Raw genomic sequence first — 21,570 nt, forward strand, 5'->3', positions numbered from 1 at the left:
TCGTATCGGCCGCGGTCCCCACCACAGCTCCTGACGACAAGGGCCCGAAGCCCCATGCCCACTCCGCTCGCCCACGACGACCCCGTAACTGTCGGTCCGTACCGGCTCGTTGCCCGGCTCGGCAGTGGTGGCATGGGCACCGTGTACATGGCGCGTGGCGTCGGTGGTCGTACGGTCGCGCTCAAGACGATGCACGCCAGGATCGCGACCGATCCGGGCATCCGCACCCGGTTCCGGCTCGAAGTGGACGCGGCCCGGGTCATCGGAGACCGGTTCGGGGCCCGGGTGGTGGACGCCGATCCGCTCGCCGAAACGCCTTGGCTGGCAACGGAGTTCGTGCTCGGGCCCGCCCTCGACGAGGCCGTCCTGAGCGCAGGACCGCTGCCGGAGAGGTCGGTGCGGGCGCTGGGCGCCGCGCTGTGTGCCGCGCTGGACCAGCTCCACCGGTCCGACGTCGTGCACCGCGACCTGAAGCCGTCGAACATCCTCCTCACCGCCTACGGCCCGAAGGTCATCGACTTCGGGATCGCGCGGGCCATCGGCGACGACCGGCTGACCCGTACCGGTGCCTCGGTCGGCACCCCCGCGTTCATGTCCCCGGAGCAGGCGGCCGGGCAGGAACACGACGCGGCCGGTGACGTCTTCGCGCTGGCCGGTGTGCTCGTGTTCGCGGCCACCGGGCGGGCCCCGTTCGGCGGCGGGCAGCCCGCGGATCTGATGTACCGGGTGCGGTACGCGGAGGCGGACCTGCGCAACGTACCGGCCGCGCTCGTGCCGTTGTTCGCCCGGTGTCTGGCCAAGGAGGCTGAGAAACGGCCTTACTTGGCCGAGCTCGCGGCCCAACTGCACGACGGGAGCGGCGAGTTCGCCGAGCAGTTGCCCGATGCCGTGCTCGCGGAGATCGGGCGGCGGGCCGCCGACGTATGGCGGACCGTGCCGCAGCGGCTGCCCGCCCCGGCCGTCGAGGAGGGTGCCACCGAGGTCACCTCGGTGTCCGGGGCCGGTCCGTCGCGTCGCCGGCTCCTCGCCGTGAGCGGGGCGCTCGCGGCGACCGCCGCCGCGGGTGGTGTCTGGTGGTACCGGGGGCGTGGGCGTGCCGCCGCTCCCGCCGCGAAGGCGAGCCCGCAGACGCGCAACCTCGATCCGCTGTGGCAGTACGGCGGCAAGGACCTCGACGTGCTGGGCTGGGGCCTGGTCGTGCCGTATCAGGCCGACGGGTCGATCTGGCTGCCGCTGAACGCGACCGCCGAACGCCTCGCGCCGACCACAGGGCGGTCGCAGGGCGAGGTGCGCGTCACGGCCAACTGGTGGCAAACGGCCGTACAGGAAGGGCAGTTGTACCTGCTCGGTCACGACCCCGGCCAGGCGGGGGAGTCGGTGTCGGTCGACACCTGGAACGGTGGCACGGACGCCGTGCGGCCGACCTCGGCCGCCCTCACGGACGCCACGCCCACCCTCGTACCGAACCAACTCCTGTGCGTCGTCGGCGACTTCGCGTACGTGGCGGTGGGCCAGGGGCAGGTCCCGGCGGACAAGGGCTTCCTGCCCGCGCAGACCTGGACGCTGCGCGCCGCCGACCTCGGGACCGGCCGGACGCGCTGGACGCAGCCCTTGCCGCAGCGGTCGGGCGGGAGCCGGCGGCTGCACTTCGTCGCGGCGAAGGTCGTCGGCGAGCGCCTGGTGACCGTCCAGGCGACGGCGGAGGCGCAGACGCACATCGTCGTACGGGACATCCGCAGCGGTGCGGTCCTGTGGGACCTGCCGTACAACGTGAGCGATACCGACGCGATCCGCAGCGAGTTGGCCGTCGACGAGAGGTATCTCTACCTCGGCGGCTCCCCGCTCCGGGCACTGCGGCTGAGCGACGGCGCACTGGCGTGGGCCACCGAGGCCGGAAGGATCTATGGCCCGCCGACGCTGACGAACGGGGTGGTGTACACCGTCGGTTCGGGCATCGGGCTCACGGCCATCGACGCCGCGACGGGCAAGGTCCTGTGGACCGAGGCGACGACGGAGGCTGCGGAGGCCTACACCGTCTGGCAGCCGGTCGTCGGCACCCGCTACGCGTACTACCGCAACGGGCTGCAACTGAGGGCGGTGAACCTCGCGGACCACAGAACCGTACTTACGTACCGTACGGCCGGAAAACACTTCCACGCGTACCCGGGAGCCCGGTTGGTCCTCGCCGTGGACGACGACCGGCTGTCCGCCTATCCGCTCAGGTGACCGCCGCGCTCCACCCGCAGAAGGACACCCACGATGCACCCTCTCGGCACCGGTGACCCGATCCGCCTCGGTCCCTACCGTCTGCTCGGCGTCATCGGCGAAGGCGGCATGGGCAAGGTCTACCTCGGCCAGGACGGCCCCGGCACCCTCGCCGCCGTGAAGGTGCTACGCCCCGAACTCGCCTACGACACCGAGCTCGCCCAGCGTTTCGTGCGGGAGGCGCAGGCCGCACATGCCGTACGCGGCAAGGGAGTTGCCGCCGTACTGGAGGCGCGGACCGAGGGGACGCGGCCGTGGATCGCCAGCGAGTTCCTCGCCGGACTCACCCTGGCCGAGGCGGTCGAGGCGCACGGCCCGCTCACCGAGCCCGCGCTGCGCGCCCTGGGCGCCTCCCTGGCGGACACCCTCGCCGACATCCACGCGGCGGGCTTCATCCACCGTGATCTCAAGCCGCCGAACATCGTGCTCACCTCGGACGGGCCACGCGTCATCGACTTCGGCATCGCCCGCCCCGAACACGGACTGACCCTCACCACCACCGGCCAGGCCCCCGTCACCCCGGGCTACGGCGCCCCCGAGCAGGTCCTCGGCAGGCGCGTGACCCCCGCCGCGGACGTGTTCTCACTGGGCGCGGTGCTCGCCTACGCGCTCACCGGAGAGCGTGCCTTCGAGGGCTCCCATGTGGCCGTCGTGCAGTACGCAGTTGTCCACGGGGAGCCCCGACTCGACGGCGTGGAGCCGGAGTTGAGGGCGCTCGTCGAACCCTGCCTCGCCAAGGACCCGGCGGCGCGTCCCGAACCCGCCGAGATCGTACGGGCGATGGACGTGCCCAAGCGCGCCGACCGGGCCTGGAAGCGGGGACGGCTCGCCGACTCCATCAAGGAGCGGGAGACCGGTGCCCGTCGCATGACCACCGACGTGACCGCTCAACTGCCGCGCGAGAGACGGTTGTTGACACGGCGGCGGCTGATCACCGGACTGTCCACCACGGGTGTGGTGCTCGCCGCCGGGGGCGGTACGACGGCCTGGCTGCTTGGTTCCTCGGACGGGGATACGAGCGTTCGCCTGGCGAACAGCCCCTTCACCGTTCCGCCGGCAGTGCCCACCCCCACGGAGAGGATGGCCGTCGTCGCCGACCAGGCCTCCGGCTCGCTGGGTCGGCCCACCGGCCTCTGGACGCTGGAGAACGCCGCGGACGTCTACTCGCCGTATCTGCTGCCGGTGCGTGACGTCCTCGTGTTCGGTGCCGCGAGCGGTGGGATCGTGGCCTACGGCGTCAAGGACGGCAAACGCCGCTGGAGCGCACCCCGCGTCGTGGCGAAGAGCGGCTATCTGTCGCTCTCCGACCGGCTGGTCGTCGGCACGGACAGCCAGGGCGCACTGCGTACGTACGTCCCGTCCACCGGCGAAGCCAAGTGGACCTGCCCGGCGGCCGAGGCGGCTCAACTCCTCGGCGCCGACGCGGAGTCGGTGTACGTCATCACCAAGGACGGCCGGCTGCGCAGCGTGCGCCGCGCGGATGCGAAGGTCGGATGGACGGCGACGGTCCCGGCCGACTTCCGCAAGAAGATGTTCGCTCCCGCCGCCGTGGGCCCGGGCAGGCTGGTCATGGGGACGACCGACGGCAACTTCCTGGCGGTCGACACGAGCAACGGCCGGATGGCGTGGAATCGCCTCGACCATGTCCCCATCGGGCTCCGGCCGACCGTCCGGGGCGACACCGTGTACCTCGGCGGCTACACCCTGGACGCGGTGCGGATCGCTGACGGGGAACGGATCTGGAGCGTCAAGCCCCACGGGGACACCAACCGGGAGCGATGGGGACCCGTGATGGTCTCCGGGAGCAGGCTCTACGCCACGGAGGGCATCTATCCCAGACGCCTGGACCCGCGCGACGGCAGCCAGTTGTGGTCCGGCTACTCCGAATCCGCGGGCACGGCTCTCTACGCGGGCCGCGCGCTGCCACAGGGCCACGCGGTCTGGTCGATCGACAAGAGCGTGGTGCAGACCGAGCCCATGGAGCTCGACGCCGCCAAGGCCGTCGACGGGGGGAGGCTGTGGCGGTACGAGTTCCCCCGTACCGACTACACCCGCCTCGCCGCCGACGGAAACCGCGTCTTCCTCATGCACGACAGCAAGATCGTCGCCCTCACCACGTTCTGAGGAACCCGTCGGCTCTCATCACGGGGGCCTTACTCGTCCCCGTCCGCCACCCGGCCGATCTGGACCAGCGGCTTCCCCCGTTTCCGGGACACGAACACGCCCCGCCCGGCGGGCATCGGCCGCGGCCGGACCCCGCCCAGCAGGTCGCCCTCGGCCGGGTCGCCCGCCAACACCACGCCCTGGGCGCCGAGTTCCTTCATGCGCTGCATGAACGACTCGTAACCGGCGCGCCCCGCACCCGCCGTGGAGCGGGCGATGATGAAGCGCACGCCCACATCCCGGGCGAACGGCAGGAGTTCGGTCAGCCCCGACAGCGGGTTGCCGCTCGACGTGGACACCAGGTCGTAGTCGTCGATGATCACGAAGACCTGCGGGCCCCGCCACCAACTCCGGTCCCGGAGCTGCTGCGGAGTGACGTCCGACGTCGGCGTCCGGCGCTGCATCAGGTCGGCCAGCGCGTCCATGTGGTGCTGCATCTGGTTCGACATCGGGATGTACTCGGCCAGGTGGGATGGCGGGGTCACGCCCAGCAGGGAACGCCGGTTGTCGACCACGAACAGCTTGCACGCGTTGCCGTCGTAGCGCTCGCCGAGGCGCTTGATCAGCAGCTTGAGCAGGTTCGACTTGCCGGACTCGCTCTCGCCGAAGACCAGGAAGAACGGGTCCTGGTCGAAGTCGACGAACACCGGCTCCAGGTTGTCCTCGTCGAGGGCGAAGGAGACGCCCCGGTTCGGGAACCGGTCGCCGGACGGCAGCTGGGTCGCCGCGAACTCCCGTGGCAGCAGCCGGACTTGGGGCGCGCCGGGCTCCTGCCAGTGCCGGGCGACCTCGGCCGTGAGGGCTGTCGTCGCCTCCGCGAGGTCCGTGTCCGAGGACAGGCCGTCGATCCGCGGGACCGCCGCCATGAAGTGCTGCTTCTGCGGGGTCTGGCCGCGCCCGGGTACGCCCGTGGGCACGTTGGCGGCGACCTTCCGGTCGAACTCCGAGTCCATCGGGTCGCCGAGTCGCAGCTCCAGCCGGTTCATCAGGTGGTCCTTCATGTTCGCGCGGACCTCCATGGAGCGCGAAGCCGTGAGGATCACATGGATGCCGTAACCGAGGCCACGGGCCGCGATGTCCAGCACCAGCGGCTCCAACGCCTCATAGTCCGTACGGAAGTTGCCCCAGCCGTCGATGACGAGGAAGACATCACCCCAGGGCTGGTCCGTCACGGAGATGTCACCCCGCGCGCGGCGGGCGCGGAACTCGGCGATCGAGGAGATCCCGGCCGTACGGAAGTACTCCTCGCGGCGGGTCATCACGCCGTACACCTCGGCCGCCGTGCGACGGACCTTCTCCGGGTCGAGACGGGAGGCCACCCCGCCCACATGCGGCAGACCCGCCACCGCCGAGAGGCCGCCACCGCCGAAGTCCAGTGCGTAGAACTGCACTTCGCGTGGAGTGTGGGTGAGCGCGAACGACGCGATGAGGGAGCGCAGCAGCGTCGACTTGCCGGACTGCGGGCCGCCGAGGATCTGCATATGGCCGGCCGCGCCGCCGAAGTCCGTCCACAGCGGGTCGCGCCGCTGCTCGTACGGCTTGTCGACCAGGCCGACCGGGACGACGAGCCGGCCCGCCCCCTCGTAGCCGGGCTGCGTCATGCCCCGGCCGGGTACGGCCGCGAGTCCGGGCAGCAGGGAGTCGAGCGACGGAGGGCTGTCCAGCGGGGGCAGCCACACCTGGTGGGCGGCCGGACCCTGCGCCTCAAGCCGACGCACGATCACGTCGAGCACGGTGTCGGCGAGCGCGTCGTCCTTCTCGTCCGCGGTCTCCGCCTGGCGCTGACGCGGCACGGGCGCGTACTGCACCGGCACCTGCGCCGCCGTGAACAGCACCGGCCTGCGGTCCACCGGGAGCGGCCCGCCGAGCGCGGCGGCCTGCTGCGAACCGGTGCGGTACACCCCGGAGACGTACGCCGCCTTGAAGCGGACCATCTCGTCGGTGCCGTACTTCAGGAACCCGGAACCCGGCACGTTCGGCAGCTCGTACGCGTCCGGCACCCCGAGCGCGGCCCGCGACTCGGCCGCCGAGAACGTACGCAGACCGATCCGGTACGAGAGGTAGGTCTCCAGGCCGCGCAGCCGGCCCTCCTCCAGGCGCTGCGAGGCCAGCAGCAGATGCACGCCCAGCGAACGGCCGATGCGGCCGATCTGCACGAACATCTCGATGAAGTCCGGCTTGGCGGTGAGGAGTTCGCTGAACTCGTCGATCACCAGGACGAGTGACGGGACGGGCTGCAAGGGGGCACCCGCGGCGCGCGCCTTCTCGTAGTCGTGGATGTTCGCGTAGTTGCCCGCGTCGCGCAGCATCTCCTGGCGGCGGTTCAACTCACCGCGGATCGAGTCACCCATACGGTCGACGAGCGTCAGGTCGTCCGCCAGGTTGGTGATCACGGCCGCCACGTGCGGCATCTGTGCCATACCGGCGAAGGTCGCACCGCCCTTGAAGTCCGCGAGGACGAAGTTCAGCGTCTCCGAGGAGTGGGTCACCGCGAGGCCGAGGACCAGCGTGCGCAGCAGCTCCGACTTGCCGGAACCGGTGGCGCCCACACACAGGCCGTGCGGACCCATGCCCTCCTGGGCCGCCTCCTTGAGGTCGAGCATCACGGGCCGGCCGTCCTCACCGAGCCCGATCGGCACCCGCAGCCGCTCCGCCGTCGAGCGCGGTCGCCAGGTCCGCTTCGGGTCGACGGAGGCCGCGTCGCCCAGGTTCAGCAGATCCGTGAACTCCAGATTGGCGAGCAGCGGTTCGTCGTCGTCACCGCCCGACACCATGCGCAGCGGCGCCAGTTGCCGGGCCAGCGCCTCGGCGGCCTCGTACGACAGGACGTCCGGCGTGCCTTCGTAGACCATGCCGTGGCCCGACTCCAGGCGGAGTTCCCTCGGGTGTACGACGACCGAGAGGTCACCGCGTCCGCTGCTGAGGTCGCCGGGCACGACCTCGACGATCGTCACGCCCTGGAGGCCCTCGGGGCTCGCCAGGAAGGAGGTGGGCGGCAGGGAGACGCCGTCCAACACGACCACCAGGTGCGGCTGTTCGGGCACCGGCGCGCCGGCCGGGTGGAAACGCGGCCGGCCCTGGAGCCGCTCCGCGAGCATCTCCTCCAGCTCCATCGGGTCGGTGGTGATCAGGCGCATGCTGCCAGCGCCGTCCGCGAGACCCGGCGCCTGCGCGTGGGGGAGCCACTTGGCCCACTCCCACTCGGGCACCGACTCGCGCCCGGTGGCGACCGCGATGACGAGGTCCTCGGGGGAGTGCATCGAGGCGAGGGAGGCGGCGAGAGCGCGCGCGGTGCCGCGCACGGTGGCCGGTTCGCCGCTGATCGTCACGTGGTAGAAGGCGCGCAGCGAGACCGCCATCGGCAGGTCCTCAAGGGTGCTGTGCGTGGCCAGGAAACGCTGCATGGCGCCCGCCGTCAGCGGCTCCAGCTCGTCGACCGGAGCGGTGTCCGGCGGGATCAGGGGAGTGGCGAGACCCTGCGGGCCGAGGCCGACCCGCACCTGCCCGAAGTCCTCGTCGTTCGTGCGGCGTTCCCACACGCGGCTGCCCTCGGCGACCAGCGCCCACAGTTGCTCCGGCGAAGGGTGCAGGTAGTACTGGGCGTCGCGCTGGGCGCGCGCGGTCTCCAGGGCCGTACGCCGGGTCTGCGACAGATAGCGCAGATAGTCACGGCGCATGTCGGCCATCTGCCCCTGGTTGCCCCGCCGGTAGCGGACCAGCATCGAGATGCCCATCGCGACCGTGGACGCGATCATCACCATGCCCATGATCTTCATGAACGGCTGGGCACTGGGGTTGAAGAAGAACACCACCGACCCGCCCATGCCGAGCATGGGAAGGAGCTGCATCAGGGCGCCCTCCTGCTGGCCGCGCGGCAGCTCCGGCGGAGCCTGCAGCATGACCTCGTCCGTGGGCACTTCCTTCGGCAGCGACCTCGGCGGGCGCTTGACGACGATCTGGCTCACTAAGCACCAATTCCCTTGCCGGACCGAGTTGTTTCGTCCGCCGCCCCGTGTCGGGCGGACGCCGATCCGCACTGCGCGATCCTACTGACAACCACTGACAACGACGGGCGGTAGGGTGCCCGTGAGACGTGTGAGCAGTTGCGAATCGTTCCGGGAAAACCGGGCAAAACCGCAGTGTTCGCGGCGGGTGAATCCCGTCGGATCCCGTCGGGTGCCGGGCGCGACGGCGCGGCCGACCGACGGGACGGGTGGTACGGCGCGACCTGCACAGGATCTTTACGGCGGAACTTCACGCGGACGCGCGCGGCACCTTCGCGGACCGTTCGTCACTGACAAGGGGGAACAGCAGGTGAGCATCACGGCCTCCGCGCCGGCCGGCGCGACCGGCGGAACGGGCACCGGAGCCCCGTCCGGGGCGGGCATGGGCTTCGGCTTCTGCCGGGTCACCATCGTGGCGCCCGACAGCCGGATCGACGTGGCCCTGCCCGACGACGTACCCGTCGCCGACCTGTACCCCGAGATCCTGCGGCTGTCCCAACAGAGCCTCACCGAGGGCGCGCCCGTCGGCTACCACCTCGTACGCCGCGACGGCGCCGTCCTCGACGGCGCCCGCTCCTTCGCCGCACAGCGCATCCTCGACGGCGAACTGCTCACCCTGCGCCCCTTCGCCGACTCGCTGCCGCCCGCCGTCTACGACGACGTCTCCGAGGCGGTCGCCGCCGCCGTCACCCGTGACCGTGCCCTGTGGAACGGCGAGTTGACGCGCGCCGCCGGTCTTGTCGCGGGTGGCATCCTGCCCGCACTGCTCGCGTTCGTGGCCTGGAGCTCGCAGATCCACCACGACATGAACGGCCTCCAGGGCATCGTCGCCGGCCTGGCCGGCATCCTCCTCGTCACCATCGCCTGCGTACGCGCGCGTGTGTACGACGACCGGGGCTCGGCGGTCGCCCTGGGCCTGGGCGCGCTCCCGAACATCGCCGTGGCGGGCTCCGGACTGCTCCCCTTCTCCGAAGGAGAAGGCATTGGGCGGCTCCAGTTCCTGCTGGCCTGCGCCGCCGTCCTCGTCGCCGCCGTCGTCCTCACCCTGGTGTCACCCGGCGGAGACGGCCCCTTCGTGGCCTTCGTCTTCGCCTCCGCCATCGGCCTGTTGACGACGTTCGTCGCGATGCTCGCCCACCTGAAGCCCATCGAGACGGCCGCCGTCTGCGCCCCGCTCTCCGTGTGCGCGCTCGCCTTCCTGCCGGGCCTGTCCATGCGCTTCGCCCGCCTGCCCATCGGCTTCGAACCGCCCAACCCCAACCGCGGCTACGGCGACGGCGAACCCGTGGCCCAGGAGCCCGTCGACGCCGAACGCATCGCCGCCCGCGCCCGGCGCGGCCACGAACTCCTCGTCGGCCTGGTCGGCGGCTGCGCCCTCGTCTCCGTGGGCGCCTCGATCGTCCTCGGCTTCTCCAGCAACGTGTGGGCCCAGCTCCTCGCCCTCGCCACCGGCGTCGCGATGCTGATGCGCGCCCACCTGTTCCGCTACACCGCCCAGGTCGGCGCCACCCTCGCCGCGGGCCTGGCCGCCCTCGTCTTCCTGGGCCTCGGCCTCGCCCTGAACCCTCCGCACGCGTACGTGCGGGACGCGTTCCTCGGTGACCCGAACTCCCTCGACATCCGCAGCGTCTGGCTCGCGGCGGCCGTAGCCGCATCGACCGCGCTGGTCACGGCCGTCGGCCTCATCACCCCGAAGCGCGGAGTCACCCCCTTCTGGGGCCGCTTCCTGGAGATCGCCGAGAGCTTCGTCCTGCTCACCCTGATCCCGCTCTCCCTGGCCGTCTTCGACGTGTACGCGCAGGCACGGGCGATGACCAGCTAGAGGCCGTAGGCGCAGAGAAGAGGGGCGGCACACGCGTGTGCCGCCCCTCTTCCCATTGCGTGACCTAGGACTGCTCCTCCGGAGCCGGCTCCAGATCGAACTCGCCGTCCCGGGCGCCCAGCACGAAGGCCGTCCACTCCGCCTCCGTGTAGCGCAGCACGGTGTCCGGGTCGAGCGACGAGCGCATGGCCACCGCCCCGTCGGGCAGGTCGGCGATCTCGACGCGCTCCTCGTGCTCCTCCGTGCCCGGCGCGCTGCGCCACTCCACACCCGAGATGTCGAGGGCGTACAGCTCGTCCCGCTCGCGCTCCTTGCGTGCCTTGATCTCCTGCTCCGTCTCCGCCATGGCGAAGCGACCCCTTCCCGACGAACCGACGTGATCTACGGTCCACGCGTAGATGCAGATCACCCTAGTGGCCGTATCCGCCCCGGTCAGGGCCCTTCACGGAGCTGGACCGAGGTGTCCCCCCAGGCTGGTACGCTGTGTAGCGGCCGTTTGTGTACGCACCCCTGGAGCTCACCGCTCCGGAGGCCGCGCCCAGCGGATCCCGCCTCCCGAGTTACGGAAGCTCCCCTGAGAAGTGGACCAGGGGCACTCGGTGGCACATCTCAGACTACGAGGAGTACGCGTGTCGCTCGACGCCGCTACGAAGAAGCAGCTCATCACCGAGTTCGGCCAGAAGGAGGGCGACACCGGCTCCCCCGAGGTCCAGGTCGCCATGCTCTCGCGCCGTATCTCGGACCTGACCGAGCACCTCAAGACCCACAAGCACGACCACCACTCCCGTCGTGGTCTGCTGATCCTGGTCGGTCAGCGCCGCCGGCTGCTGCAGTACCTGGCCAAGAAGGACATCCAGCGCTTCCGTGCGCTGGTCGACCGCCTGGGCATCCGCCGCGGTGCGGCGGGCGCCAAGTAAGACGCCGTGAAGGGGAGCGGTTCCCGAAACGATCGGGAGTCGCTCCCTTTGCCGTATGTGCGGATTGCCCGTACGTGCGGAAACGTGCGGAGTGTCACTGCCGCTTTGTAGTGTGGTAGCACAACGCAATACGCACGACACAGCACGACAACGCAGGACAGTACGACAACGTACGAAACGAACGAGGAGAAGCGCGCCTCGCAGCCGCCGGTCCTCGGTAGTGGCCCCCGGGCAGGAAACCCCGGGTGCTTCGATCGAAGACCGGCCCGCACCAGACAGCGCTTCTCCGCCACCGTCCCCCCGCCACACGGGCGGGGAGGGACGAAAGACGACAAGTAACGGAGAAAACGCTAGTGGAGAACGAGACCCACTACGCCGAGGCCGTCATTGACAACGGCTCCTTCGGCACCCGCACCATCCGCTTCGAGACGGGCCGCCTGGCCAAGCAGGCCGCCGGCTCCGCCGTGGCGTACCTGGACGACGACACCATGGTGCTGTCGGCCACCACCGCCTCCAAGAACCCCAAGGACCAGCTCGACTTCTTCCCCCTCACGGTGGACGTCGAGGAGCGGATGTACGCCGCCGGCAAGATCCCCGGCAGCTTCTTCCGCCGTGAGGGCCGTCCCTCCGAGGACGCCATCCTCACCTGCCGCCTGATCGACCGCCCGCTGCGCCCGTCCTTCAAGAAGGGCCTGCGCAACGAGATCCAGGTCGTCGCCACGATCATGGCGCTCAACCCCGACCACCTGTACGACGTCGTGGCGATCAACGCCGCCTCCGCGTCCACGCAGCTGGCCGGTCTGCCCTTCTCCGGCCCGGTCGGCGGCGTCCGCGTCGCGCTGATCAACGGCCAGTGGGTCGCGTTCCCGACGCACACCGAGCTCGAGGACGCCGTCTTCGACATGGTCGTCGCCGGTCGCGTCCTGGAGGACGGCGACGTCGCGATCATGATGGTCGAGGCCGAGGCCACCGAGAAGACCATCCAGCTCGTGCAGGGCGGCGCCGAGGCGCCCACCGAGGAGGTCGTCGCCTCCGGTCTGGACGCCGCGAAGCCCTTCATCAAGGTGCTCTGCCGTGCGCAGGCCGACCTCGCCGCGAAGGCCGCCAAGCCCACCGGCGAGTTCCCGATCTTCCTCGACTACCAGGACGACGTCCTGGAGGCCCTCACCGCCGCCGTCCGCCCGGAGCTCGCCTCCGCGCTGACCATCGCCGGCAAGCAGGACCGCGAGGCCGAGCTCGACCGCGTCAAGGGTCTCGCCGCCGAGAAGCTCCTCCCGGAGTTCGAGGGCCGCGAGAAGGAGATCTCCGCCGCGTACCGCTCGCTGACCAAGTCCCTGGTCCGTGAGCGCGTCATCAAGGAGAAGAAGCGCATCGACGGCCGCGGTGTCACCGACATCCGCACCCTGGCCGCCGAGGTCGAGGCCATCCCGCGCGTGCACGGCTCGGCGCTGTTCGAGCGTGGCGAGACCCAGATCCTGGGCGTCACCACCCTCAACATGCTCCGCATGGAGCAGCAGCTGGACACCCTCTCCCCGGTGACCCGCAAGCGCTACATGCACAACTACAACTTCCCGCCGTACTCCGTCGGCGAGACCGGCCGCGTCGGCTCCCCGAAGCGCCGCGAGATCGGCCACGGAGCGCTCGCCGAGCGCGCCCTGGTCCCGGTCCTCCCGACGCGCGAGGAGTTCCCCTACGCGATCCGTCAGGTGTCCGAGGCCCTCGGCTCGAACGGCTCGACGTCCATGGGTTCGGTCTGCGCCTCCACCATGTCGCTGCTGAACGCCGGTGTGCCCCTCAAGGCCCCCGTCGCCGGTATCGCCATGGGCCTGATCTCCCAGGAGATCAACGGCGAGACGCACTACGTCGCCCTCACCGACATCCTCGGTGCGGAGGACGCCTTCGGCGACATGGACTTCAAGGTCGCCGGCACCAAGGAGTTCGTCACCGCCCTCCAGCTCGACACCAAGCTGGACGGCATCCCCGCCTCCGTCCTGGCCGCCGCCCTCAAGCAGGCCCGTGACGCCCGCCTCCACATCCTCGACGTGATGATGGAAGCGATCGACACGCCGGACGAGATGTCCCCGAACGCCCCGCGGATCATCACCGTCAAGATCCCCGTGGACAAGATCGGCGAGGTCATCGGCCCGAAGGGCAAGATGATCAACCAGATCCAGGAGGACACCGGCGCCGAGATCACGATCGAGGACGACGGCACCATCTACATCGGTGCCCAGGTCGGCTCGCAGGCCGAGGCCGCCCGCGCCACGATCAACGGCATCGCCAACCCGACCATGCCGGAGGTCGGCGAGCGCTACCTGGGTACGGTCGTCAAGACCACCACCTTCGGTGCGTTCGTGTCGCTGCTCCCGGGCAAGGACGGTCTGCTGCACATCTCGCAGATCCGCAAGCTCGCCGGCGGCAAGCGCGTGGAGAACGTCGAGGACGTCGTCGGCGTGGGCCAGAAGGTCCAGGTCGAGATCGCCGAGATCGACTCCCGCGGCAAGCTCTCCCTGATCCCCGTAATCGAGGGTGAAGAGAACGCCGAGGACGACAAGAAGGACGACGGCGACAAGTGACGTCGACCAGCACCACGACGACGGCCCGCACCTCCTCGGAGGCGCGGGCCGTCGCCCGTACGCAAACCCTCATCCAGGGCACCAACGGCATCGGCACGGTCCGTAAGACCACCCTCCCGGGCGGCCTGCGCATCGTCACCGAGACGCTGCCCTCGGTCCGCTCCGCGACCTTCGGCATCTGGGCACACGTGGGCTCCCGCGACGAGACGCCGTCCCTGAACGGTGCCACGCACTACCTGGAGCACCTCCTCTTCAAGGGCACGCACAAGCGCAGCGCGCTGGACATCTCCTCCGCGATCGACGCGGTCGGCGGCGAGATGAACGCGTTCACCGCGAAGGAGTACACGTGCTACTACGCGCGCGTGCTCGACACCGACCTGCCGCTCGCCATCGACGTCGTCTGCGACATGCTGACCGGCTCCCTGATCCGCGAGGAGGACGTCAACGTAGAGCGCGGCGCCATCCTCGAAGAGATCGCCATGACGGAGGACGACCCCGGCGACTGTGTGCACGACCTGTTCGCGCGCACGATGTTCGGCGACAACCCCCTCGGCCGCCCGGTCCTGGGCACGGTCGACACCGTCAACGCCCTCACCGCGGACCGCATCCGCCGCTTCTACAAGAAGCACTACGACCCGACCCACCTCGTGGTCGCGGCGGCGGGCAACATCGACCACGACAAGGTCGTACGACAGGTTCGTGCCGCCTTCGAGAAGGCGGGCGCCTTCAAGAACGCCCAGGCCGCGCCCATCGCCCCGCGCGACGGCCGCCGCGCCCTGCGCACCACGGGCCGCGTCGAGCTGATCGGCCGCAAGACCGAGCAGGCGCACGTCGTCCTCGGCATGCCCGGCCTGGCCCGCACCGACGAGCGCCGCTGGGCCCTCGGGGTCCTCAACACGGCCCTCGGCGGCGGCATGTCGTCCCGCCTCTTCCAGGAGGTCCGGGAGAAGCGCGGCCTGGCCTACAGCGTGTACTCGTACACGTCCGGCTTCGCCGACTGCGGCCTCTTCGGGGTCTACGCCGGCTGCCGGCCCTCGCAGGTCCACGACGTGCTGAAGATCTGCCGCGACGAACTCGACCAGGTCGCCGAACACGGCCTCTCCGACGACGAGATCGGCCGCGCCGTGGGCCAGCTCCAGGGCTCCACCGTCCTGGGCCTGGAGGACACGGGCGCGCTGATGAACCGCATCGGCAAGAGCGAGCTCTGCTGGGGCGAGCAGATGTCCGTCGACGACCTGCTCGTCCGGATCGCTTCGGTCACCCCGGACGAGGTCCGCGAGGTCGCCCGCGAGATCCTGGGACAGCGGCCCTCGCTGGCGGTCATCGGCCCGCTCAAGGACAAGCAGGCGGCCCGACTGAACGACGCCGTCGCCTAACACCCGTCGTAAGGAAGCAAGAACGATGAGCAAGCTGCGCGTGGCGGTCCTCGGTGCCAAGGGCCGGATCGGCGCCGAGGCGGTACGAGCCGTCGAGGCCGCCGAGGACATGGAACTGGTGGCAGCCCTGGGCCGGGGCGACACATTGGAGGCGCTCACGGCCGCGGGCGCCCAGGTGGCGGTCGAACTGACCACCCCCGCCTCGGTGATGGACAACCTCGACTTCTGCGTCCGGAACGGCATCCACGCGGTCGTCGGCACCACCGGCTGGACCGAGGAACGCCTCGCGCAACTGAACGGCTGGCTGGACGCCTCCCCGGGGACGGGCGTCCTCATCGCGCCCAACTTCTCCATCGGAGCCGTACTGACCATGAAGTTCGCGCAGATCGCCGCGCCGTACTTCGAGTCGGTCGAGGTCATCGAACTGCACCACCCGAAGAAGGTCGACGCCCCGAGCGGTACGGCCACGCGCACGGCCCAGCTCATCGCCGAGGCGCGCGCGAAGGCGGGCACGGCTCCGGCGCCGGACGCCACGGAGACGGCCCTGGACGGCGCGCGGGGTGCGGACGTCGACGGGATCCCCGTCCACTCCGTCCGGCTGCGCGGTCTGCTGGCCCATCAGGAGGTCCTCCTCGGCGGCGAGGGCGAGACCCTGACCGTCCGGCACGACTCCCTGCACCACAGCAGCTTCATGCCGGGCATCCTGCTCGGCGCCCGCCGCGTGGTGACCACCCCGGGCCTCACCTTCGGCCTGGAACACTTCCTGGACCTGGGCTGAGACTCACGACATGCGCGCCAAACTCACCTACGCCGTCACGGCCGCCGTCCTGGTCTTCTACTTCGTCCTGGTCGGCAGCCGCGGCGTCATGCTCATACAGTCGGGCACGGTCATCACCGTCACCTTCGGGATCGCGGTCCTGATCCTGCCGGTGATCGGCGTGTGGTTCCTCTGGAAGAACACCCAGTTCGTCCGCAACGCCAACCGCCTCGCCGCCCTCCTCGACGCCGAAGGGGGCCTCCCCGTCGACGAGTTGAGGCGCACCCCCGGCGGCCGTATCGACCGCGACTCCGCCGACGAGGTCTTCGCCAGGCGCAAGGCCGAGACGGAGGCGGCCCCCGACGACTGGCGCAGTTGGTTCCGCCTCGCCGTCGCCTACCACGACGCCCGCGACACTCCCCGCGCCCGCAAAGCCATGCAACGAGCGATCGCCCTGCACGCCGGCCGCCCCGTCCAGGCCTGACGCGTAGGACGAAACGCAGCCGTACGCCGAAGGGGCCGACCCGCACTCGCTGCGGACCGGCCCCTTCGCGTCGCTCTTGGCCGGTCAGCTCCGCCGGTACTCGTCGGACCACACCTCGACCGAGTCGGCGGCCCGGTCGAAGGCGGAGGCACGCGCCAGGAAGTCGATGTCATGCGTGGTCAGCAGCGCGGGCACGTCCTCCGGAGCACGGTCCTTCCGTACGAGGACCAGCGCCTGTCCCTGCACCGTGCGCGGCAGCCCGAGCCAGCGCACCGGCTGCTGCACGGTCCGCACAGCTACGATCCGGTCCCACGGGACCGTACGGGTGAAGAGGAACCGCACCCGGCGCAGCCCGCGCGCGCTCACCCACACACCCATGCGCAGCAACCGCAGGGCGCAGAGGATGACGACCACCGCGATACCGAGGATCACCCAGGCCTCGGACCGCGAGCCGGTCAACGCGATGATGACGGCGGCGAAGAGCACGTACGACGCGAGCAGCAGCACGAGCGCCGCCGCCGCAACGCGCCACGGTCCGGGCCGGTAGGGGCGCCGCCAGCGGTCGCGGTCGTCGAACGGCAGCGCGAGCTCGTCCGCGGCCTCGAATGCGCGGTCGGCCGTAAGGAAGGGCAGGGGCACGGCTGGTGTCCTCACTGAATCCATGCGTGGGCTGTGCCCGGTGAGGCTATCCGGCGGTGTTCCCGCTCACCACCATTGGGGGTCCGGATGAGTCAATGTCAGCTGCGTTGCAGGTCAGCGGTTGTCGGCGGCCTGCGACTGTTGGTTCTGTGTCGAGAGGTTGTGCTGGGACAGCGCCGGCATACCGAGGACCAGGGAGCCCACGATTCCGGCGATGAGGGTGAGCCCCAGAAGCCAACGCCCGGCTATCTGACCGGCGGACGCGCGCTCGCGGGGCGGCGGGGTGACGTTGCTGCGGAATCGGTCGGTCTCGGCGATGAAGGCGAACGGGACGGGTTCGCGTCCACGGAACATCGGTGGTGCATCTCCCTTGGGGGATCGAATCAGGATCGAACGGGTGGCTCTCACCAAGACAGACGAGCGAACGCCCCAATTGGTGCCCTGTTTCACCGAATTCGCAGAAGTTCGCCAACGAATGTCGCGGCACGGCACCGAACGCCCCGATGTCAGTGCCGGGCCGTAGAGTGGGCGCCGCCCGAGAGACGTGATGGAAGGACCCTCCGAGCCGTGACCGACACCCCCGCCGACGACCTCAAGCCCAGTTTCCGCAGCGATGTCACCGTCGAGCTGGTCAAGCACACCGCGTCCGACGCGGACGTGCTCTTCGCCGCCCGTGTCTCGACGATCGGCGAACAGTCCCTGGAAGAGATGGGCAAGGACCCCGAGCGCTCCAAGGGCCTGATCAACTACCTGATGCGGGACCGGCACGGCAGCCCCTTCGAACACAACTCGATGACCTTCTTCATCAGCGCCCCGATCTTCGTCTTCCGCGAGTTCATGCGGCACCGGGTGGGCTGGTCGTACAACGAGGAATCGGGAAGGTACAGGGAGCTCCAGCCCGTCTTCTACGTCCCCGGCGAGTCCCGCAAGCTGGTCCAGGAGGGCCGCCCGGGGAAGTACGTCTTCGTGGAGGGCACCCAGGCCCAGCAGGAGCTGGTCGGCCGCACCATGGAGGACTCGTACCGCCAGGCGTACGAGGCGTACCAGGAGATGCTCGCCGCCGGCGTGGCCCGCGAAGTGGCCCGTGCCGTGCTCCCCGTCGGCCTCTTCTCCTCGATGTACGCCACGTGCAACGCCCGCTCGCTGATGCACTTCCTGGGCCTGCGCACCCAGCACGAGCTGGCGAAGGTGCCGTCCTTCCCGCAGCGGGAGATCGAGATGGTCGGCGAGAAGATGGAGAAGCAGTGGGCCAAGCTCATGCCGCTCACCCACTCCGCCTTCAATGCCAACGGTCGTGTCGCCCCGTAGCGCACCTCTGTTTGCCGAGCGGGCACACATGTACGGGTCAGTCGTGCGAAGTGTCCGTATTGCGGCATTTGGAGAAGTTCATCTAGCCTGATCAAACGGACCCGGCACTGCTTGAACCCCCGAGCAGGCAGTGCCGGGCTCCATATTTGTCACGACTTGTCGCCTGCCCCGAGGGCAGACCCCGCATTGAGCAGCGAGTAGCGTGTTACCCATGGCTCCGACCTCCACTCCGCAGACCCCCTTCGGGCGGGTCCTCACCGCCATGGTCACGCCCTTCACGGCGGACGGCGCGCTCGACCTCGACGGCGCGCAGCGGCTCGCTACCCACCTGGTGGACGCAGGCAACGACGGCCTGGTCATCAACGGCACCACCGGTGAGTCCCCGACCACCAGCGACGCGGAGAAAGCGGATCTCGTACGAGCCGTACTGGAAGCGGTCGGCGACCGCGCCCACGTCATCGCCGGCGTCGGCACCAACGACACCCACCACAGCGTCGAACTCGCCCGCACGGCCGAACGCACCGGCGCACACGGCCTGCTCATCGTCACGCCGTACTACAACAAGCCCCCGCAGGAGGGCCTGTACCGACACTTCACGACCATCGCCGACGCCACCGAACTGCCGGTCATGCTCTACGACATCCCCGGCCGCAGCGGCGTCCCGATCGGCACCGAGACGCTGGTCAGACTCGCGGAACACCCGCGGATCGTCGCCAACAAGGACGCCAAGGGCGACCTCGGCCGCGCCAGCTGGGCCATCGCCCGGACCGGCCTGGCCTGGTACTCCGGCGACGACATGCTGAACCTGCCGCTGCTCTCCGTGGGCGCGGTGGGCTTCGTCTCGGTCGTCGGCCATGTGGTCACCCCCGAGCTGCGCACCCTGGTGGAGGCGTACGTCTCCGGTGATGTCCAGAAGGCCACCGAGATCCACCAGAAGCTGCTCCCCGTCTACACCGGCATGTTCCGCACCCAGGGCGTCATGACCACCAAGGCCGCGCTCGCCCTCCAGGGACTGCCCGCCGGACCACTGCGCTCACCGATGGTCGAGTGCTCCTCCGAGGAGATCGCCCAGCTCAAGATCGATCTTGCCGCCGGCGGGGTACAGCTCTGACAACAGACTTCACAACTGAATACGCAGGGCTTCGGCGCCTGCACCCCACATCCAATAACTGCATTTGCACGAACGTCATGCGCGCCACGTGCCCACCGGTACGTGGCGCGCATGGGTAGGAGAGTCTTTTGAGCCATCCGCATCCTGAACTCGCCCCTCCGTCGAAGCTTCCCGAAGGCGGCCTGAGGGTCACCCCACTCGGCGGCCTCGGGGAAATCGGCCGAAACATGACGGTCTTCGAATACGGCGGCCGTCTGCTGATCGTCGACTGCGGCGTGCTCTTCCCCGAGGAGGAGCAGCCCGGAATCGACCTGATCCTGCCGGACTTCACGTCCATCAGGGACCGCCTCGACGACATCGACGGCATCGTCCTCACGCACGGCCACGAGGACCACATCGGCGGGGTCCCGTACCTCCTTCGCGAGAAGGCGGACATTCCGCTGATCGGCTCCAAGCTGACCCTCGCCCTCATCGAGGCGAAGCTCCAGGAGCACCGCATCCGTCCGTACACGCTTGAGGTCGCCGAAGGGCACCGCGAGCGCATCGGCCCGTTCGACTGCGAGTTCGTCGCGGTCAACCACTCGATCCCGGACGCCCTCGCGGTCGCCATCCGCACCCCCGCGGGCATGGTCGTCCACACCGGCGACTTCAAGATGGACCAGCTTCCGCTGGACGGTCGTCTGACAGATCTACACGCGTTCGCACGGCTCAGCGAGGAAGGCATCGACCTTCTCCTCGCCGACTCGACGAACGCCGAGGTCCCGGGATTCGTCCCGCCCGAGCGCGACATCTCCAACGTCCTGCGACAGGTCTTCGCGGGCGCCCGCAAGCGCATCATCGTGGCGAGCTTCGCCAGCCACGTGCACCGCATCCAGCAGATCCTGGACACGGCACACGAGTACGGCCGCCGGGTCGCCTTCGTCGGCCGCTCGATGGTCCGGAACATGGGCATCGCACGTGACCTCGGCTATCTCAGGGTCCCGCCGGGCCTGGTCGTGGACGTCAAGACGCTCGACGACCTTCCGGACAGCGAGGTCGTCCTCGTCTGCACGGGCTCGCAGGGCGAACCGATGGCCGCACTGTCCCGCATGGCCAACCGCGACCACCAGATCCGCATCGTCGCGGGCGACACGGTGATCCTGGCGTCGTCGCTCATCCCGGGCAACGAGAACGCCGTCTACCGGGTGATCAACGGCCTCACCCGCTGGGGCGCGAACGTCATCCACAAGGGCAACGCCAAGGTCCACGTCTCCGGGCATGCCTCGGCCGGCGAGCTGCTGTACTTCTACAACATCTGCAAGCCGAAGAACCTGATGCCGGTGCACGGCGAATGGCGCCACCTACGGGCCAACGCCGAGCTGGGCGCCCTCACCGGCGTCCCGCACGACCGGATCGTCATCGCCGAGGACGGCGTGGTCGTCGACCTCATCGAGGGCAAGGCCAAGATCTCGGGCAAGGTCCAGGCTGGTTATGTCTACGTCGACGGCCTCTCGGTCGGCGATGTCGGCGAGCCCGCGCTGAAGGACCGCAGGATCCTGGGAGACGAGGGCATCATCTCGGTCTTCGTGGTCGTGGACTCGTCCACCGGCAAGATCACGGGCGGCCCGCACATCCAGGCCCGCGGCTCCGGCATCGACGACTCCGCCTTCGTGGACGTGGTCCCGAGAATCACGGAGGTCCTGGAGCGCTCGGCTCAGGACGGCGTGGTGGAACCCCACCAGCTGCAGCAACTCATCCGCCGCACGCTCGGCAAGTGGGTCTCCGACAACTATCGGCGCAGGCCGATGATCCTCCCGGTCGTCGTGGAGGTCTGACCGTCGTACGACCCCCTCGTACGCGTGAACCTGGAGCGGGCCGCCTCGATTTGCATCGAGGCGGCCCGCTCCAGTACGTTTACGGCTCCGCCTGAGGGGGAACCCGGACACTTCGCGTGTACGGGAGCCACTCCCGGAGGGCCGGAAATTCCGACTCAGAACCTCTGATAAAGTCGGAGTCGCCGGAAAGGGAAACGCGGAAGCGGGAACCTGGAAAGCACCGAGGAAATCGGGACCGGAAACGGTCTGATAGAGTCGGAAACGCAAGACCGAAGGGAAAAGCCCGGAGGAAAGCCCGAGAGGGTGAGTACAAAGGAAGCGTTCGTTCCTTGAG

The 21,570-nt window shown here is 69.7% G+C and carries 15 protein-coding genes; 11 read left to right on the plus strand and 4 right to left on the minus strand.

What is annotated here, in order from left to right:
* The first annotated feature begins 54 nt into the window (after positions 1-54).
* Both OC490_RS19520 and OC490_RS19525 read left to right on the plus strand, forming a co-directional pair.
* Positions 55-2,226 carry a protein kinase domain-containing protein gene (locus tag OC490_RS19520; protein ID WP_262059225.1) on the plus strand — a complete coding sequence of 724 codons (2,172 nt, stop codon included), beginning with the start codon at positions 55-57 and terminating at the stop codon, positions 2,224-2,226.
* Between the two features lie 33 nt (positions 2,227-2,259).
* Positions 2,260-4,389 carry a protein kinase domain-containing protein gene (locus tag OC490_RS19525; protein ID WP_262059226.1) on the plus strand — a complete coding sequence of 710 codons (2,130 nt, stop codon included), beginning with the start codon at positions 2,260-2,262 and terminating at the stop codon, positions 4,387-4,389.
* Between the two features lie 29 nt (positions 4,390-4,418).
* Here OC490_RS19525 and eccCa read toward each other — a convergent pair whose 3' ends face one another.
* Entirely contained in the window at positions 4,419-8,393 is a 3,975-nt protein-coding gene (gene eccCa / locus OC490_RS19530; protein ID WP_262059227.1) for a type VII secretion protein EccCa, read from the minus strand.
* Positions 8,394-8,742: 349 nt separating this feature from the next.
* On the opposite strand from eccCa, the gene eccD reads away from it, so the two are divergent.
* Complete coding sequence (gene eccD / locus OC490_RS19535; RefSeq protein WP_262059228.1) at positions 8,743-10,254, plus strand: type VII secretion integral membrane protein EccD; 1,512 nt, start codon at positions 8,743-8,745, stop codon at positions 10,252-10,254.
* A gap of 64 nt (positions 10,255-10,318) precedes the next feature.
* Here the strand turns inward: eccD and OC490_RS19540 are convergent, their stop codons facing one another.
* Entirely contained in the window at positions 10,319-10,600 is a 282-nt protein-coding gene (locus OC490_RS19540; RefSeq protein WP_262059229.1) for a DUF397 domain-containing protein, read from the minus strand.
* A gap of 283 nt (positions 10,601-10,883) precedes the next feature.
* On the opposite strand from OC490_RS19540, the gene rpsO reads away from it, so the two are divergent.
* From rpsO to OC490_RS19565, 5 genes are all read left to right on the plus strand, one after another.
* Entirely contained in the window at positions 10,884-11,171 is a 288-nt protein-coding gene (rpsO, locus tag OC490_RS19545) for a 30S ribosomal protein S15 (RefSeq protein ID WP_019075416.1), read from the plus strand.
* A gap of 353 nt (positions 11,172-11,524) precedes the next feature.
* A complete protein-coding gene (locus tag OC490_RS19550) occupies positions 11,525-13,747 on the plus strand; it encodes a polyribonucleotide nucleotidyltransferase (RefSeq protein WP_262059230.1) in 2,223 nt (740 codons plus the stop codon).
* Positions 13,744-15,123, plus strand: a complete 1,380-nt coding sequence (locus OC490_RS19555; RefSeq protein WP_262059231.1) for a M16 family metallopeptidase — start codon at positions 13,744-13,746, stop codon at positions 15,121-15,123. The genes OC490_RS19550 and OC490_RS19555 overlap by 4 nt, the downstream gene beginning before the upstream one ends.
* Positions 15,124-15,148: 25 nt before the next feature.
* Positions 15,149-15,901 carry a 4-hydroxy-tetrahydrodipicolinate reductase gene (gene dapB / locus OC490_RS19560; RefSeq protein WP_262059232.1) on the plus strand — a complete coding sequence of 251 codons (753 nt, stop codon included), beginning with the start codon at positions 15,149-15,151 and terminating at the stop codon, positions 15,899-15,901.
* Between the two features lie 10 nt (positions 15,902-15,911).
* Positions 15,912-16,364: a hypothetical protein gene (locus OC490_RS19565; RefSeq protein WP_262059233.1), complete on the plus strand. Its 453-nt coding sequence runs from the start codon at positions 15,912-15,914 to the stop codon at positions 16,362-16,364.
* A gap of 84 nt (positions 16,365-16,448) precedes the next feature.
* On the opposite strand, the gene OC490_RS19570 is transcribed toward OC490_RS19565, so the two are convergent.
* On the minus strand, positions 16,449-17,003 hold the full coding sequence (locus OC490_RS19570; RefSeq protein WP_262059234.1) for a hypothetical protein: 555 nt from the start codon (positions 17,001-17,003) through the stop codon (positions 16,449-16,451).
* 114 nt (positions 17,004-17,117) lie between these two features.
* Positions 17,118-17,357: a hypothetical protein gene (locus OC490_RS19575; protein WP_262059235.1), complete on the minus strand. Its 240-nt coding sequence runs from the start codon at positions 17,355-17,357 to the stop codon at positions 17,118-17,120.
* Between the two features lie 213 nt (positions 17,358-17,570).
* On the opposite strand from OC490_RS19575, the gene thyX reads away from it, so the two are divergent.
* The 3 genes from thyX to OC490_RS19590 all read left to right on the plus strand — a co-directional run bounded on the left by thyX (position 17,571) and on the right by OC490_RS19590 (position 21,236).
* Complete coding sequence (gene thyX / locus OC490_RS19580; RefSeq protein WP_262059236.1) at positions 17,571-18,311, plus strand: FAD-dependent thymidylate synthase; 741 nt, start codon at positions 17,571-17,573, stop codon at positions 18,309-18,311.
* A 211-nt stretch (positions 18,312-18,522) separates the two neighbouring features.
* Complete coding sequence (gene dapA, locus OC490_RS19585; protein ID WP_262059237.1) at positions 18,523-19,422, plus strand: 4-hydroxy-tetrahydrodipicolinate synthase; 900 nt, start codon at positions 18,523-18,525, stop codon at positions 19,420-19,422.
* A 128-nt stretch (positions 19,423-19,550) separates the two neighbouring features.
* Positions 19,551-21,236, plus strand: coding sequence for a ribonuclease J (locus OC490_RS19590; RefSeq protein ID WP_262059238.1), 1,686 nt, complete (start codon positions 19,551-19,553; stop codon positions 21,234-21,236).
* Positions 21,237-21,570 lie beyond the last annotated feature (334 nt).

The organism is Streptomyces sp. STR69, assembly GCF_024519455.1.
Taxonomy (GTDB): Bacteria; Actinomycetota; Actinomycetes; order Streptomycetales; family Streptomycetaceae; genus Streptomyces.

Coding starts and splice junctions, on each gene's coding strand:
- OC490_RS19520 (WP_262059225.1), top strand. CDS start 55: ATGCCCACTCCGCTCGCCCACGACGACCCCGTAACTGTCGGTCCGTAC.
- OC490_RS19575 (WP_262059235.1), bottom strand. CDS start 17,357: ATGTTCCGTGGACGCGAACCCGTCCCGTTCGCCTTCATCGCCGAGACC.
- OC490_RS19525 (WP_262059226.1), top strand. CDS start 2,260: ATGCACCCTCTCGGCACCGGTGACCCGATCCGCCTCGGTCCCTACCGT.
- OC490_RS19565 (WP_262059233.1), top strand. CDS start 15,912: ATGCGCGCCAAACTCACCTACGCCGTCACGGCCGCCGTCCTGGTCTTC.
- OC490_RS19540 (WP_262059229.1), bottom strand. CDS start 10,600: ATGGCGGAGACGGAGCAGGAGATCAAGGCACGCAAGGAGCGCGAGCGG.
- dapB (WP_262059232.1), top strand. CDS start 15,149: ATGAGCAAGCTGCGCGTGGCGGTCCTCGGTGCCAAGGGCCGGATCGGC.
- dapA (WP_262059237.1), top strand. CDS start 18,523: ATGGCTCCGACCTCCACTCCGCAGACCCCCTTCGGGCGGGTCCTCACC.